General features: G+C 71.1%; 13 protein-coding genes. 7 read left to right on the top strand and 6 right to left on the bottom strand.

From position 1 onward, the window contains the following. Positions 1-106 precede the first annotated feature (106 nt). Both FGD71_RS15315 and FGD71_RS15310 read right to left on the bottom strand, forming a co-directional pair. Entirely contained in the window at positions 107-1,234 is a 1,128-nt protein-coding gene (locus FGD71_RS15315; protein ID WP_119101010.1) for a threonine synthase, read from the bottom strand. Between the two features lie 61 nt (positions 1,235-1,295). Next, on the bottom strand, positions 1,296-2,507 hold the full coding sequence (locus FGD71_RS15310) for a serpin family protein (RefSeq protein ID WP_119101009.1): 1,212 nt from the start codon (positions 2,505-2,507) through the stop codon (positions 1,296-1,298). Between the two features lie 82 nt (positions 2,508-2,589). Between FGD71_RS15310 and FGD71_RS15305 the strand changes: the two genes are divergently transcribed. The 6 genes from FGD71_RS15305 (at position 2,590) to FGD71_RS15280 (ending at position 9,106) form a co-directional block, all read left to right on the top strand. Next, positions 2,590-3,858 (top strand): DUF4190 domain-containing protein, encoded by a 1,269-nt coding sequence (locus tag FGD71_RS15305; RefSeq protein WP_119101008.1) that lies wholly within the window; start codon positions 2,590-2,592, stop codon positions 3,856-3,858. A gap of 147 nt (positions 3,859-4,005) precedes the next feature. Then, positions 4,006-4,758 carry a GntR family transcriptional regulator gene (locus FGD71_RS15300; protein ID WP_119101007.1) on the top strand — a complete coding sequence of 251 codons (753 nt, stop codon included), beginning with the start codon at positions 4,006-4,008 and terminating at the stop codon, positions 4,756-4,758. A gap of 232 nt (positions 4,759-4,990) precedes the next feature. Next, entirely contained in the window at positions 4,991-5,173 is a 183-nt protein-coding gene (locus tag FGD71_RS15295) for an SPOR domain-containing protein (protein WP_119101006.1), read from the top strand. A gap of 33 nt (positions 5,174-5,206) precedes the next feature. Next, positions 5,207-5,611 (top strand): (deoxy)nucleoside triphosphate pyrophosphohydrolase, encoded by a 405-nt coding sequence (locus tag FGD71_RS15290; protein ID WP_119101005.1) that lies wholly within the window; start codon positions 5,207-5,209, stop codon positions 5,609-5,611. Positions 5,612-5,838: 227 nt separating this feature from the next. Next, positions 5,839-6,246: an ATP-binding protein gene (locus FGD71_RS15285; protein WP_119101004.1), complete on the top strand. Its 408-nt coding sequence runs from the start codon at positions 5,839-5,841 to the stop codon at positions 6,244-6,246. A gap of 241 nt (positions 6,247-6,487) precedes the next feature. Then, entirely contained in the window at positions 6,488-9,106 is a 2,619-nt protein-coding gene (locus FGD71_RS15280) for a SpoIIE family protein phosphatase (protein ID WP_119101003.1), read from the top strand. On the opposite strand, the gene FGD71_RS15275 is transcribed toward FGD71_RS15280, so the two are convergent. Next, positions 9,069-10,760 (bottom strand): hypothetical protein, encoded by a 1,692-nt coding sequence (locus FGD71_RS15275; RefSeq protein WP_240436596.1) that lies wholly within the window; start codon positions 10,758-10,760, stop codon positions 9,069-9,071. The genes FGD71_RS15280 and FGD71_RS15275 overlap by 38 nt on opposite strands. 212 nt (positions 10,761-10,972) lie before the next feature. Here FGD71_RS15275 and FGD71_RS15270 point away from each other — a divergent pair, with 212 nt between their 5' ends. Then, on the top strand, positions 10,973-11,296 hold the full coding sequence (locus FGD71_RS15270) for a hypothetical protein (protein WP_119101002.1): 324 nt from the start codon (positions 10,973-10,975) through the stop codon (positions 11,294-11,296). Here FGD71_RS15270 and FGD71_RS15265 read toward each other — a convergent pair. Genes FGD71_RS15265 through FGD71_RS15255 form a run of 3 tightly spaced genes read right to left on the bottom strand, consistent with a single transcriptional unit; the run spans position 11,277 to position 14,835 of the window. Then, positions 11,277-12,047 (bottom strand): succinate dehydrogenase/fumarate reductase iron-sulfur subunit, encoded by a 771-nt coding sequence (locus tag FGD71_RS15265; protein ID WP_119101001.1) that lies wholly within the window; start codon positions 12,045-12,047, stop codon positions 11,277-11,279. The genes FGD71_RS15270 and FGD71_RS15265 overlap by 20 nt on opposite strands. Further along, a complete protein-coding gene (locus tag FGD71_RS15260) occupies positions 12,044-14,014 on the bottom strand; it encodes a fumarate reductase/succinate dehydrogenase flavoprotein subunit (RefSeq protein ID WP_119101000.1) in 1,971 nt (656 codons plus the stop codon). The genes FGD71_RS15265 and FGD71_RS15260 overlap by 4 nt, the downstream gene beginning before the upstream one ends. Beyond that, positions 14,014-14,835 (bottom strand): hypothetical protein, encoded by an 822-nt coding sequence (locus FGD71_RS15255; RefSeq protein ID WP_119100999.1) that lies wholly within the window; start codon positions 14,833-14,835, stop codon positions 14,014-14,016. Before FGD71_RS15255 ends, FGD71_RS15260 begins: the two co-directional genes overlap by 1 nt. Positions 14,836-14,854: the final 19 nt, after the last annotated feature.

Here is a 14,854-nt window from a genome sequence, read left to right as displayed (position 1 = left end):
TCCTCGGCGTGAGGTCCGGTGGGCCACGCCGTTCAAGAATCCACCGTTCAGGAATCCACCGTTCATGGGGCCCACCGTTCATGGGCCCAGCGTTCGTGGCCGCCGTTCAGGAGCCCGACAATTCCTCTTCCCTCCGCGCGAGTCCCGTCTTCAGTCCCGCCCCGCACAGCGGCACGACAGCCGTACGGTTCCCCGGTACGCCCTCCCTGACGGCAGCCCAGCAGGCGACCCCCGTCGACTCGACGTACAGCCCGCGCGAGGCCAAGTCCCGCTGGGCGTGCCGGATCTGGTCCTCGGTCACCGTGAGGAAGGTTCCCCCGGACTCGCGGACCGCCCGCAGGATCTGCCGGGCCCGCGGCGGGCGCGGGATGGCGATGCCCTCCGCGACGGTGGAGGCCATCGGCGTGACCCCGACGAGGTCGTCCGCGCCCTCGTCCCAGGCGTGGGCGAGGGGCGCCACCGCGGCGGACTGGACCGCGTACAGCGCGGGCCGCCGGTCGATCAGTCCCGCCGCGTACAGCTCGGCCACCGCGAGAGCGGCGCCCAGCAGCAGCGTCCCGTTGCCGACGGGCACGACGAGCACCTCGGGAAGTCGTCCGCCGAGGTCCTCCCAGAGTTCGTGGACGTAGGTCTTCGTGCCGTGCAGGAAGTACGGGTTGAAGACGTGGCTGGCGTAGAACGTGCCCTCCTCGTCCGCTGCCTCCCGGGCCGCCCGCGCGGCCGCCTCCCGGTCGCCGGGGACCACTTCGAGCCGGGCGCCGTGCGCTCCGATCTGCTCCAGCTTCTTGGCTGACGTACCGTCAGGGACGTATACAGTGCACGGCAGTTGTGCGCGGGCGCAGTACGCGGCGATCGCCGTGCCCGCGTTGCCGCTGCTGTCCGCGACGACCCGGCGCGGGCTCAGTCGCAGCGCCAGCTCGGCCAGCATCACCGCCCCGCGATCCTTGAACGAGAGCGTCGGCATCAGGAAGTCCAGTTTGGCCGAAACGCCGTCCTTCAGCGGGACCAGCGGCGTACGGCCCTCGCCGAGTGACACCGACGGTGCGGCCAGGGGCAGGCACTCGGCGTACCGCCACAGTGAATTCACCCGGCCCACAAGGGATTTGAGGGTAGCCGGGGTCGGAGCGAAATCGAGGTCGAGCGGACCGCGACAGGCCGGGCAGCACCAGGCGAGCGAGTCCACGGGGACACGCGTGCCGTCCCTCGGGCAGAAGCGATCCGGCAGTGGAGTCATGAGCGCAGACTAAAGGGGGCGTTTGGTGGCGTTGTGTCATGACTGGCACATGGCCGCTGTGTTACGTCCGTGAAGGCGAGCGGTCCTCGTCCTCGCGGTACGGCGTCGGGTCCGTGACCCAGCCCGCCGCGAGGACGAGGCGCGAGGAGCGGTTCAGGGCGAGGAAGCCGAAGGGGCGATCGAACGTGGCGTCGATCGTGGTGGTCGTGTACCGCAGCTCGGGTATCCCGCCCCCGGGTGCGGCGGCGAGCGCCGTCACGGACGCGGCCCGGAAGCCGAGGGCGCCGAACGTGGCCGTGGTGGACTGCTGGGCCGACCCCACGCACAGGGGCTGGGCGCTGATGCCCGGGAAGTGTCCTCGGGACTCGTCCCGCGCCGTGGTGAGGCCGAACAGGCCGTGCAGATGCAGCAGATCGTGGTCGGCGGACAGGTCGAAGGCGACGGTGGTGACGTCCAGGGACGGCGGCTGAGGAGTCACGCAGCGCTCCTTCTCCACCCGGAGGCCGGGGCCCGCCTCGCCGTACGGCAGTTCGTGTCCCGGGACGACCGCATGACGGCGGCCCAGCACGTCCACGCCGGCGCCCAGCACCTGGCCGGGGCTCATCCGCTCCTCGCCGAGCAGGAGATGGACGTCGATGCCGGTATTGCCCAGCACCTTCAGCTCGGTGACGGCCCCGTACGGGGTGTCCGCGACCCCGACCCGGTCCAGCAGACGGGTCGAGCGGCGCAGCCCCCGCAGCGTCCGCTTCTGCCACGGCCCACTGCGCGGCCGGACGGGGTACTCCTTGAACGGGCGGAACCATTCGGTGCGCAGGGCGAGCGCGCTCGCGAGAACCATCTCGGTCCGGTCGGTCAGGGGTACGGGCATCCGCTCGATCAGACCGCCGGTCCGCTTGGCCGCCCAGGCGTCCAGAGCTTCCCTGTCGGTCTCCTCGCGACCCGTGAGCACCCCGTGCACCGCCGTCGGCAGCCCCGCCTCCCACTCCTCCCGCAGTTCCAGCGTCCGCTTGGTCCACAGTCCGACGGCCGAGTCCAGCCCCCGCATCCCGGCCATGGCGCTCAGCAACTCCCGCCCCGCGGCTGCGGCTTCCCCGGCCGGCAGGTCCACCGCCTCCGCCAGCTCCGCACGCGCCGGGCCCGCCGCTCCGTCCGTCAGGAGGGCCAGGAGCGGCCACACCCCGGCCGCCGAGAAGGCCGTGCCGCCGGCTGACGCCCCGGCCCACCGGGTCGTCAGCTCGTTGACAGCCCGTATCGCCCGGTTCGTCACTTGCATTCCGCCCCCCACCGCACCGCGCTTACGATGCGCCCTGTCGTACGTCAGTTCTTGAACCACTTGGACGAGGAGCACGGTACTAGTGGACACACCTCCGCCCCCTGGGCCACAGCAGCCCCAAGGCGGGCCGTACCCGCCGCAGGGCCCGTACGGCGCGTACCCCGGGCAGGGGCAGGGGCAGGGGCAAGGGCCGTACGGCCAGGGGCAGGGACAGAACCCGTACGGCCAGGGCCAGGGACCGGGCCCGTACGGCTATCAGCCCTGGGGTCAGGGCTACTCCCCGTACAACCGCCCGACCCCCGTCAACGGCTTCGCGATCGCCGCGCTCGTGCTCGGCATCCTTTGCTTCCTGCCGCTCTTCGGGCTGGTCCTCGGCTGGGTCGCGCTGGCGCAGATCAAGAAGAAGGGCGAGCGCGGCAAGGGCATGGCGGTCGCCGGGATGATCCTTTCCGGGATCGGCGCCGCGCTCCTCGTGCTGGGGCTGGTCACCGGCGCCGCGGCCGACTTCTGGGACGGCTTCAAGGAGGGGGCGCGGGACGCGCGGGAGAACGGCGCGGCCTTCACCGTGGACAAGGGCGAGTGCTTCGACACCACCGACGGCTCGCTGGAGGGCATGGCGTACGACGTCGACACCGTGCCGTGCGAGGGCAAGCACGACGGCGAGGTCTTCGCGAACTTCAAGATGGCGGCGGGCAGTTACCCTGGTGACGACGCCGTCACCCGGGCCGCCGACGACAAGTGCTACACGCTCCAGTACGCCTACGCGATGGACTCCTGGGCGCTGCCGGACAACGTCGACATCTACTACTTCACCCCGACCCGGGAGAGCTGGAGCCTGGGTGACCGCGAGATCAGCTGCCTGTTCGGCAACACGGACGAGAAGGGCAGCCTGACCGGCTCGCTGCGCCGTGACGAGACCACGCTGGACGCCGACCAGCTCGTGTATCTGAAGGCGGCCAACGTCCTCAACGAGGCGATGGAATCGGCGCCCGAGGAGGAGTACGTCGAGGACGACCTGCCCGGCCACAAGCAGTGGGCGACCCGGGTCTCCGGCGCGCTCACCGAGCAGGCCGGGATGCTCCGCGACCACGACTGGTCCGCCGACGCACGGGAGCCGGTCGCCGAGCTCGTCCAGAAGATAGAAGCGTCCCAGAAGGAGTGGGCGAAGGCGGCCAAGGCCTCTGACGCCGACGTCTACTACGAGCACTACGACAAGGGCGCGGGACTGATCGACCCCAAGGTGACCGTCACCGCGCGCGAGGCTCTGGGCCTCGCCACGGACCCGCCGGCCTCCTCCGAGGACGGCGGTGACGGGGGTGGCGGCAGCGGGGGCGGCGGCGCCGAGGTGTGACGGCAGCCATACCGGGGAGAAAGTGCCTGCGTAAAGCCCGCTGCGGGCCGATGTCATCACTTCGAGTGATTCTCTGGCCTTTGCTTGCCTGTCACAACCCAGGGTTGCCACGCTGTTGCTGTCTGTACAACCTGATGGGAGCGGCCAGTGACTTTCGGTGAGCAGCCGGCGTACCTCCGCGTCGCGGGTGATCTCCGCAAGAAGATCGTCGACGGCTTGCTGCCACCGCACACCCGGCTCCCCTCCCAGGCCAGGATCCGCCAGGAGTACGGGGTTTCGGACACGGTCGCCCTGGAGGCCCGCAAGGTGCTGATGGCCGAGGGGCTCGTCGAGGGGCGCTCGGGGTCCGGCACCTATGTGCGCGAGCGGCCCGTGCCACGTCGGGTCGCCCGCTCCGGGTACCGGCCGGAGAGCGGCGCGACCCCGTTCCGTCAGGAGCAGGCTGAGGCCGAGGCGCGCGGCACCTGGGAGTCGCACAGCCGGCAGGCCGAGGCGGCCGGTGCGATCGCCGAGCGGCTCGGCGTCCAGCCGGGCGACCGCGTGATGTGCACGAGGTATGTCTTCCGGGACGCGGGCGAGACGATGATGCTCTCCACGTCCTGGGAGCCCCTCGCCGTCACGGGTCGTACGCCGGTGATGCTCCCCGAGGAGGGCCCCCTCGGCGGCATGGGCGTGGTCGAACGCATGGCGGCCATCGACGTGATCGTGGACAACGTCACGGAGGAGGTGGGCGCGCGACCCGGCCTCGCCGAGGAGTTGGCCGCCCTGGGGGGTGTCCCGGGCCATGTGGTGCTCGTCATCCAGCGCACGTTCTACGCGTCGGGGCGCCCGGTGGAGACGGCAGACGTGGTCGTACCGGCAGACCGCTACCGGATCGCCTACCACCTGCCGGTGAGATGACCCGTACCCCGTGGGCGGGGTCCGGGGTGGAGCCCCCAGAGGGCGGGAACAGTCGGATGAGGGGGCGCATGCGCGAGTGTGCGCCCCCTCCGTCATGGCTGGTTGCGTGCCTCTTTGTGAAAAGCCGTATTCGCTGCGTGAAGGTTAGGCGTAGGCTCGGGCATATGCAGATCGGGGTTTCCTTAGCCAGCGGGGTGCGGCGCCAACCGGGGACGGGAAGCGGAGGGGTGCGATGAATGACGGCACGATCACACTTCCCTGGCTCGTCGTCCGGCAGGACGACAACGGCAACCGCTATCGCGTCGGCAGGTACGCGACCAGGGCCGAGGCGCAGAAGATCGCGGACAGTCTCGGGGAGCGGGGCCACAAGCAGCTCTACTGGATCGAGCAGATCGGGCAGAACGGGACCAAGTGAGGGTGCTGCTGCGGCTCCCGTAGGCTCCGGCGCATGACGGAACGGATCGTGGTGGTCGGAGCCGCCGTGTTGAGCGAGGGGCGACTCCTCGCCGCGCGCCGGAGCGCGCCCCCGGAGTTGGCCGGGCGCTGGGAACTGCCCGGCGGCAAGGTCGAACCCGGCGAAGCCCCCGAGCGAGCCCTCGTGCGTGAACTGCGCGAAGAACTCGGCGTAGAGGCGGAACCGCTCGCGCGGATCCCGGGGGAGTGGCCCCTGAAGTCCCCGTACACCCTCCATGTGTGGACCGCCCGTCTGCTCGCCGACTCGGGGGAACCGAAACCCCTTGAGGACCACGACGAGCTGCGCTGGCTGACGGCGGACGAGATCTGGGACGTGGACTGGCTGGATCAGGACGTGCCGGCCGTAATGGAGGTCGCTCGCCGGTCCTGGGACACCTGAGGTCTGCCGAGCGGAGGGCTCCCGCACCCGAGTTGGCCTTGTGAGATGCGCGACACCCATCGCACGTGGGACCCTCGGGCCCGTGGGGCGCACGTGGTGCCTGGGGTGTGCGCGTCGTACGCCGTATGTGCCGCGGTGCGCTCCCGTGCGCGGTACTGCACCCGGAATATCGGGTATGTGCCCATTAGGCCCCATGAAACCGGACAAGGTCCGCTTCTGGCTCGGGAGTGATCTGCGTGATCCACACCGAAGGCGACAGCGCCGAGTGGACCTTCCCCGCGGATCCCACTGCCGTACGGACCGCACGCACCGTCGTCCGGAGCCAGTTGCGCACCTGGGGGCTCGACCCCCTCTGTGACGTGACCGCACTACTGGTCAGCGAGCTGGTGACCAATGCCCTGCGGCATGCCACGGGCCCCATCGGCGTACGTCTCGTACGGCCTTCGGAGCCGCTCGGCGCCTTGCTGGTGGAAGTCTCGGACCCGCTGCCGAACCCACCCCTCGAGCGGGTCGCGCACCCCGAGGACGAGGGCGGACGCGGACTCCAACTCGTGGCGTCCTCCTCGCGGCGCTGGGGTACCCGGCCCGGCGAGACGGGTAAGACGGTGTGGTTCGAACTGGGCCCGCCGTACTGAACGGCAGCCACTTACGGACATGCCGGGGCGAGTTGGTCATGAGGCCCGAGGGGAGTCTGTGATTCGACGGGGTGCGCCCTGGTTAGAAGACTGGGAGTGTTTGTCGCGGCCGGTCCAAAAAGCATCGGGACCGTGCTGTGATCGTGAACACCGTGTTGTGCGGCACCGTAGTGCTGGATACTGCGGGCAGCCGCCCCCGGTGACCGGTGCCGGACGCGGTGAGCTGGAGGGGACGGTTCGCGTGAGCGAGATACCAGCGAAGGCCACGGAGACGACGGAGTCCACGGAGTCCGCGGACCCGGCGGGCGGCGCATTGGCCGATGTGGCAGCTTATGGTGCCGTGGAGGCGGCGGGCGACGTGACATGGCAGAGCAGTCCGCCCGGATCGATTTACGACTACATCAAGGTCGCCTCGTTCTCGATCGGCCCCGACGGCCTCGTCGAGCAGTGGAGTCTGCGGGCCGAGCAGGTCTTCGGCATCCCCGCCGAGCGGGCCGTGGGAACGGATCCGATCGAGGCCTTCGTCGCCGCGGATCTACGCGCGCAGGGGCAGCGGAAGATGGCCGAGATCCTGGACGGCCGGGAGTGGACCGGTGTGGTCCCCTTCCAGATGCCCGACCCCGAGGGGCTGGGCAAGGGCACCGAGGGACTCGCCGAGGTCTACGTCATGCCGACGCGTACGCAGGAGGGCGAGCGAGCCGCCCTCTGTATCGTCGTGGACGTCCGCACCCTGCGTCAGATCGAGACGGATCTCGCTGCTTCGCAGGCGATTTTTGGTCAATCCCCGTTCGGTTTTCTGCTGATTGACACAGAACTGAAGATCCGCCGTGCCAACGAGCGGTTCGCCCTGGTCTTCGGCGGCACGGTCGACGACCACCGTGGGCGCACCGTCAGGGACTATCTGCCGCAGGGCGAGGCCGACCGCGTCGCCGCGACCCTGCGCCGCGTCCTGGAGACCGGCAACTCCGTCACCGACATGCTGGTCTCGGGCACCGTGCCCGGCTCCACCGAGCGCCGCAACTGGTCCGTCAACCTCTACCGCGTACAGAGCGGTTCGGGCCGGCCGATCGGTATCGCCTGGCTGGGTACCGACATCACCTCACGCCGGGCGGCCGCGCGCGAGGCCGCCGCCGCCCGGCGCAATCTGGCCCTCCTCAACGAGGCCGGCGCGCGCATCGGCAACTCGCTCGACCTGGAGACCACGGCCCGCGAACTCCTCGACGTGGCCGTCCCCGGCTTCTGCGACCTCGCCTCCGTCGACCTCTACCAGGGGCTCCTCGCCGGCGACGAGACCCCGCCCGGGCTCGCCGACGGCAGCGCCGAGCTGCGCCGGGTCGCCTTCGCGAGCGCCGTCGCCGACGCGCCCTTCCTCAGCGGACCCGAGCCGGTGAACGTCGGCGCCGTCCACCACTTCGCCTTCAACTCGCCCTGCGCGGACGCCCTGCGCACCGGCCGCCCGCAGTCCGTCCCCGGGGAGGACGGCGGCCTCATCCAGTCCACGCTCGCCGTCCCGATGGTCGCGCACGACACCGTCGTCGGCATCGTCCAGTTCTCGCGTACGAAGGGCAGCGAGCCGTTCGACGAACGCGACCGCGCGCTCGCCGTCGAACTCGCCGCGCGCGCCGCGGTCTGCATCGACAACGCGCGCCTGTACCGCCGTGAGCACGAACGCGCCCTGATACTGCAGCGATCCCTCCTGCCCCCCGGCGACCCGGAGGCCTCCGGCCTCGACATCGCCTGCCGCTACCTGCCCGGAAACGCCGCGACCGAGGTGGGCGGCGACTGGTTCGACGTCATAGAACTCCCCGGTCACCGCACGGCGTTGGTCGTCGGCGACGTGATGGGCCGCGGCCTGCGCGCCGCCGTCGCCATGGGGGAGCTCCGCACGGCGGTACGGACCCTGGCACTGCTCGACCTCGAACCGGCCGAGGTGCTCTCGGCGTTGGACGAGATCGCCCGGGGCCTCGGCACGCCCGGCGGCATCCAGCAGGCCACCCGCACCGCCGGCCGCCAGTCGCGGCAGGACGCCGACCTTTCCGAGGTCTACCTCGCGACCTGTGTGTACGCGGTCTACGACTCGGTCACGCGCCGCTGCACCTTCGCCAACGCGGGCCACCTGCCACCGGTGCTGGTGGAGCCCGGCGAGAGCGCGCTGATGCTCGACGTGCCGCCCGGGATGCCGCTGGGCGTCGGCGGCGAGCCGTTCGAGGAGGTCGAGGTCGAACTGCCGGAAGGCGCCCTCCTCGCGCTCTACACCGATGGACTGGTCGAATCCCGCGACCACCCGCTGGACGAGGGCCTGCAGGCCTTCGTGGGCGCGCTGACGGATCCCACCCAGCCCCTGGAGGACGTCTGCGACCACGTCCTCAACACCCTCGACACGCACCACGGCGAGGACGACATCGCGTTGCTGATGGCACGTGTCCAGGGCCTGCCGACGGAGTCCGTCGGCGACTGGACCCTGCCGCGCGAGCCCCGCAGCGTGGGCCGGGCGCGCGAGTACGCCCGCGGCCAGCTTTTGAGCTGGGGTCTGGAGCCCCTGGTCGAAACGGCGGAGCTCCTGGTCAGCGAGCTGGTGACCAACGCCCTGCGCTATGGCGAGGGCGAGATCAGGCTCCGGCTGCTGCTCGACCGCACGATGGTCTGCGAGGTCTGGGACGCCGGACTCGTCCAGCCCCGCCGCCGCCGCGCCCGGGACACGGACGAGGGCGGTCGCGGCCTTCAGCTCGTCGGCCTGCTGAGTGCGGCTTGGGGCTCCCGCCGTACGCCCCGCGGCAAGACCGTGTGGTTCGAACTCCCCCTCCCCAACGGCCAAAAGAGCCTTACGGACCCGGCGGAGGCGTTGCTGAGCCTGTTCTGAGCCCCCGCCTCGCACGGGTCGCGGGCCCGCCGAAGCTCGCGGGCGGGCCCCCGTCGGGGCGCCCGCCCAGGAGGACCCCGCCGAGGACGGCACCACCGGTGCCGTCCGCCTGCCGCGGCGATCCGGTGTACGGGTTCCCATGTGTGCGTATGTCGCGCTCGGCGAGCTCGCGGGCCTGGTGAGCCAGGGCGTCGGCCCGCAGGCAGTCCTCTGCCGAAGGATCCGTGTCCGGGGCGAGCAGCCGTTGTGCCTCCGCCAGCCGGGTCCGGGCCGCGCCGCCGACCGCGCCCCGGTGCGTGGTGACGAAGTCGGCTGCGGCGGCGGTGGCGTTGCGCGCGGCGATCAGGGCCGCGGCCCGGACGGCGTCGGCGCGGCCGGCCCCGAGGGGCGCGGTGGCCCGGGCGATTCGACGGAGGGCGCCGAGCGGGTCGTACGGTCCGGCGGCCGTCTCCTCCCGTACGCCGGCCAGGACCGCCTCGGCGTGGGCGACGAGCGCCCGCAGTTCGCCCACGGGCATCCGGGCGGACGTACGCTCCAGCGGCCCGCCCGCGCCGGTGACGGCCTCCTCCGCCCCGGCGAGCGCGGCCGGCAGCGCCTCCACGGCGGCCGCCAGCTCCGCCGCGAGCCGCTCCACGCCGCCCACGAACACCGCGGCCTGGGACACGGCGCCCTCGGCGGCACGCAGACGCGGCGCCGCCGCGTAGGGGTCGCCCATGTCGGTGGACTGCCGGGCCCGGTTGAGATGGGTCGTGGCGAACACGAGCCGGTCCTTGGCCTGTTCGATGTGGCCGATGACAGGGCGGGCGGCGGAGGGGGCGTACCGCCCGCCGAGATCGGCGAGCACGGCCTCCGCGGCGCCCGTACGGGCGGCGAGCTCCCGGAAACGGGCCTCCGCGAGGCCCAGGGCCTCGCCCGTGTCGCGCTCCAGGGCACGCAGCCGGTCGAACGCGGCGGCCTCCGCGTCGAGCCGCCGTCCCGCGTCCGTGCACCGCGCGGCGATGTCACGGAGCGTCTCCCGCCGGGCCGTGTCACTCTCCAGCGGGTCGCTTTCCGGCGCCTCGCCCTCCACGGATGCGTCGTACCGCTGCCGCAGCCGGAAGGCGGCCGACAGTTCGGACTCGGCGTCCCGCACGGCCCGGACGAAGGGCTCGACGGCCTCGGCGTCGAAGCGGGCCTCGACGAAGGCGAGTTCCTCCTGACTGGTGCGGACGCTGTCGTCGATCTCGACCAGCAGTGTCCGGGTCCGCACGTCGGATTCGGAGAGGGGCGTCACGGGTCCGGCGGGGCCGCCACCGGGAGTCGTGCGCGTGCGTGCGCGCCGCCTGCGCCGGGCATACCCGTACGCCGCGAGCGCACCCGCCGTGCCCGCGGCGAGAAGCGGCAGAACGAGATCCGCGGTGGCCGTCCCGTCGTCGTCCTGGGCGTGCCGGCTGTTCTCGGCGTTCTGGACGTTCTGCACGTCCTCGATACCCGGGATGTCCTGGATATCCTGCGTGTCGGCCGTGGCCATGGCGCCCGGGGTGGCCGCACGGGCTGCCGGCGGTGCGCTCCCGGCCGTCGCCGCCGGCCCTCCGGTACCCGTGTCCGTGTCCGTCATCCAGGGCAGCACCAGCCACGCCACCCCGACCATCCCGCCCACCACGACGTGTGCCACCCGCACGGGTATGTGGGACGGGTTTCGCCGCGCTCGGCCCCGGGGCAAGGAAGACGTCACATTTGGGAGCGTATGGCCGTGCATGCGGCTCCGCGACCGGGTGCGTACGCGCGCGAGCATCGAAAAGGACCCTCACGCTGCTGGAGCATCCGGACCCGCACGTGTCACTCTCAGGGTGACGACGGAGCGGACAAGAAGCAGGCGGCGGGCAAATGGACTGGCACTACACGGCGGGGCTGGCCGAAGGGCTGATCCTGGGGATCATGACGGCCGTCGGCACCGCCGCCATACACACGGGGTGGGTGCCGGGATGGGAGCGCGGCCGTGTTTTCCGGCCACGGCTGTGGGGGCAGGGCCTGCTCCTGCTCGCCGTGTCCCTCGCCCTCCCGGTGATCGCCCTGGCCCTGGCCGGCCCCACCGTCTTCTGGCTCGCCGCCTGCCTCGTCGGAGGCGCGGGAGTGGTCGTCGGTGCCGCTCTCATGCACCGCTCCCGCCGCGACCGCCGCCGCGGATCCCCTACGACTGCCGCCTCCTGATCTTCGACCCCAGCCACACCAGCGGGTCGTACTTACGGTCGACCGCGCGCTCCTTCAAGGGAATCAGCGCATTGTCCGTGATCTTGATGCCCTCGGGGCAGACCTCGGTGCAGCACTTGGTGATGTTGCAGTAGCCGAGCCCGTGCTCGTCCTGGGCGGTGGTCTTGCGATCCAGCCCCGTTTCCGCCGCCGCGTCCAGCGGGTGCATGTCCAGTTCGGCGACGCGCATCAGGAAGCGCGGGCCCGCGAACGCCGTCTTGTTCTCCTCGTGGTCGCGGACGACATGGCACGTGTCCTGGCACAGGAAGCACTCGATGCACTTGCGGAACTCCTGAGAGCGGTCCACGTCCTCCTGCATCATGCGGTACTCGCCGGGACCGAGATCGGCGGGCGGCACGAAGGACGGCACCTCCCGCGCCTTCGTGTAGTTGAAGCTGACGTCGGTGACGAGATCACGGACCACGGGAAAGGCCCGCAGGGGAGTCACCGTGATGGTCTCCTCCCGCCCGAAGATCGACATACGCGTCATGCACATCAGCCGGGGCCGCCCGTTGATCTCCGCGGAACACGAACCGCACTTGCCCGCCTTGCAGTTCCACCGCACGGCCAGGTCCGGTGCCTGGGTCGCCTGGAGCCGGTGGATGATGTCCAGCACCACCTCGCCGTCGTTGACCTCGATCTTGAAGTCCTCCAGGCCACCGCCCGAGACGTCCCCACGCCACACCTTGAAGTGGGCCTCATAGCTGCTCACTCGTACAGCTCCTCTTCGGCGAGGTACTTGACCAGCTCCTCCTTCTCGAAGAGGGCGAGCAGGTCGGGGCGGATGGGCTCGGTGGTCTCCCGGGCGAGACGGATCTGACCGCGCACCGGGTCCGTGGCCGCCAGCTCGCCCGTGGGGTCGGTCAGACGGCACAGCAGATTGAGACGCCGCCACTCCCGCTCCATCGTCGGATGGTCCTCGCGGGTATGGCCGCCCCGCGACTCCGTACGCTCCAGGGCGGCCCGCGCCACGCACTCGCTGACGAGCAGCATGTTGCGCAGGTCGAGGGCGAGATGCCAGCCCGGGTTGAACTGCCGGTGCCCCTCGACGCCGGCCCGCCGCGCCCGTACACGCAGCTCCGCCAGCTTCTGCAGGGCCGCCTCCATCTCCGCCTCCCGGCGGATGATGCCGACCAGGTCGTTCATGGTCTGCTGGAGTTCCTGGTGGAGGGTGTACGGGTTCTCGGGTGGCCGCCCGGCCTCGGCGCCGGCCTGCGGCCCCTCCTCCGCGGAGAACGGCCGCAACGCCTCCGCGGCCGCCGCATCGACCTCGACGTCGTCCACGGCGGGGCGCCCCTCGGCGAGCCCCGCGGCGTACTGAGCCGCGTGCAGCCCCGCTCGCCGGCCGAACACCAGCAGGTCGGAGAGCGAGTTGCCGCCGAGCCGGTTGGAGCCGTGCATGCCGCCCGCGACCTCGCCGGCCGCGAACAGCCCCGGCACGCCGCGCGCCGCCGCCGTGTCCGACTCGACCGCGATACCGCCCATCACGTAGTGACAGGTCGGCCCGACCTCCATCGCCTCGGCGGTGATGTCGACGTCCGCGAGCTCCTTGAACTGGTGGTACATGGAGGGCAGCCGGCGCCGGATGACCTCGGCGGGCATCCGATTCGACACGTCCAGGAAGACCCCGCCGTGCGGGGAACCGCGCCCCGCCTTGACCTCCGCGTTGATGGCCCGCGCCACCTCGTCGCGCGGCAGCAGCTCGGGCGGACGCCGGTTGTTGTCCGGGTCCTCGTACCAGCGGTCGCCCTCCTCCTCGGACTCGGCGTACTTCTCCTTGAAGACGTCCGGGATGTAGTCGAACATGAACCGCTTGCCCTCGGAGTTCTGCAGCACGCCGCCGTCGCCGCGCACGGACTCCGTGACCAGGATGCCCTTCACGGACGGCGGCCAGACCATGCCCGTCGGATGGAACTGCACGAACTCCATGTTCAGCAGGGGAGCCCCGGCCAGCAGCGCCAGCGCGTGCCCGTCACCCGTGTACTCCCACGAGTTCGACGTCACCTTGAAGGACTTGCCGATGCCTCCGGTGGCGATCACCACCGAAGGGGCTTCCAGCACGAAGAAGCGCCCGGACTCGCGGTCGTAGCAGAAGACGCCCGAGACGCGGCCCGGGGCGGCGCCGCTCGCGGACGCGGTGTCCTTCAGGACCCTGGTGACCGTGCACTCCTGGAAGACCTTCAGGCGCGACTCGTAGTCACCCGTCTCCTTCTTGTCCTCCTGCTGGAGCGAGACGATCTTCTGCTGGAGCGTGCGGATCAGCTCCAGTCCCGTACGGTCGCCGACGTGCGCGAGGCGCGGGTACTCGTGCCCGCCGAAGTTGCGCTGCGAGATCCGCCCGTCCTTCGTACGGTCGAAGAGGGCGCCCCAGGTCTCCAGCTCCCACACGCGGTCCGGGGCCTCCTGCGCGTGCAGCTCGGCCATCCGCCACTGGTTGAGGAACTTGCCGCCGCGCATGGTGTCGCGGAAGTGGACCTGCCAGTTGTCCCCGGCGTTGACGTTGCCCATCGCCGCCGCGATGCCGCCCTCGGCCATCACCGTGTGCGCCTTGCCGAACAGGGACTTGCAGATCACGGCCGTACGCGCGCCCCGCTCCCGCGCCTCGATGGCGGCCCGGAGGCCGGCGCCGCCCGCGCCGACCACGACGACGTCCCACTCCTGTCGATCCACAACGGACATCAGAACAACCTCGGATCGTCAAAGGCGCCGGACGCGACCAGGTACACGTAGAAGTCGGCGAGTGCCACGCTCACCAGCGACACCCAGGCGAGCAGCATGTGACGGGCGTTGAGCTTCCCGACCCACTGCCACATCCGGTAGCGCACAGGATGCTTGGAGAAGTGCTTGAGCTGGCCGCCGACGATGTGCCGACAGGAGTGGCAGGAGAGGGTGTACGCCCAGATCAGCACGATGTTGACCAGGAACACCAGGGTGCCCAGGCCCATGTGTCCCCACTCGTAGTGCTCGTCGCGGAAGGCGAGCACGGTGTCGTACGTGAGGATGCACGCGACGAGGAGCGCGGCGTAGAAGAAGTACCGGTGGATGTTCTGCAGGATCAGCGGGAAGCGGGTCTCGCCGGTGTACTTCTTGTGCGGCTCGGCGACCGCGCAGGCCGGGGGCGAGGCCCAGAAGCCCCGGTAGTAGGCCTTGCGGTAGTAGTAGCAGGTCAGCCGGAAGCCGAGCGGGAAGATCAGGATGAGCAGGGCCGGGGACAGCCCCCACCAGCCGCCGAAGATCTCCCAGTTCGGGCCGCTCCTCATCGGCTCGCAGTTCTCCGCCAGGCAGGGCGAGTAGAACGGCGAGACGTAGGGCGCCGCGTAGTAGTCGGTGTTCGCGAACGCCCGCCACGTCGAGTAGACGACGAAGGCCAGCAGCCCGGCCGCGGTGGCGGCGGGCGCCAGCCACCAGCGGTCGGTCCGCAGATGCGGGGCGTCGATCGCGGCGCGTGTCGGTGTTCTTACACCGCCGCTGTTCAGATGGGGTTCCGTACCAGTGGCCAAGGGGGTGGACTCCAGTCGG

The organism is Streptomyces sporangiiformans, from assembly GCF_005768555.2.
GTDB lineage: Bacteria > Actinomycetota > Actinomycetes > Streptomycetales > Streptomycetaceae > Streptomyces > Streptomyces sporangiiformans.
This window is presented reverse-complemented; position numbering and strand designations above follow the sequence as displayed.

What these genes read in the sequence shown, in the direction of transcription:
- FGD71_RS15315 (WP_119101010.1), bottom strand. Translation starts at nt 1,234, where the DNA reads ATGACTCCACTGCCGGATCGCTTCTGCCCGAGGGACGGCACGCGTGTC.
- FGD71_RS15310 (WP_119101009.1), bottom strand. Translation starts at nt 2,507, where the DNA reads ATGCAAGTGACGAACCGGGCGATACGGGCTGTCAACGAGCTGACGACC.
- FGD71_RS15295 (WP_119101006.1), top strand. Translation starts at nt 4,991, where the DNA reads ATGAATGACGGCACGATCACACTTCCCTGGCTCGTCGTCCGGCAGGAC.
- FGD71_RS15290 (WP_119101005.1), top strand. Translation starts at nt 5,207, where the DNA reads ATGACGGAACGGATCGTGGTGGTCGGAGCCGCCGTGTTGAGCGAGGGG.
- FGD71_RS15270 (WP_119101002.1), top strand. Translation starts at nt 10,973, where the DNA reads ATGGACTGGCACTACACGGCGGGGCTGGCCGAAGGGCTGATCCTGGGG.
- FGD71_RS15260 (WP_119101000.1), bottom strand. Translation starts at nt 14,014, where the DNA reads ATGTCCGTTGTGGATCGACAGGAGTGGGACGTCGTCGTGGTCGGCGCG.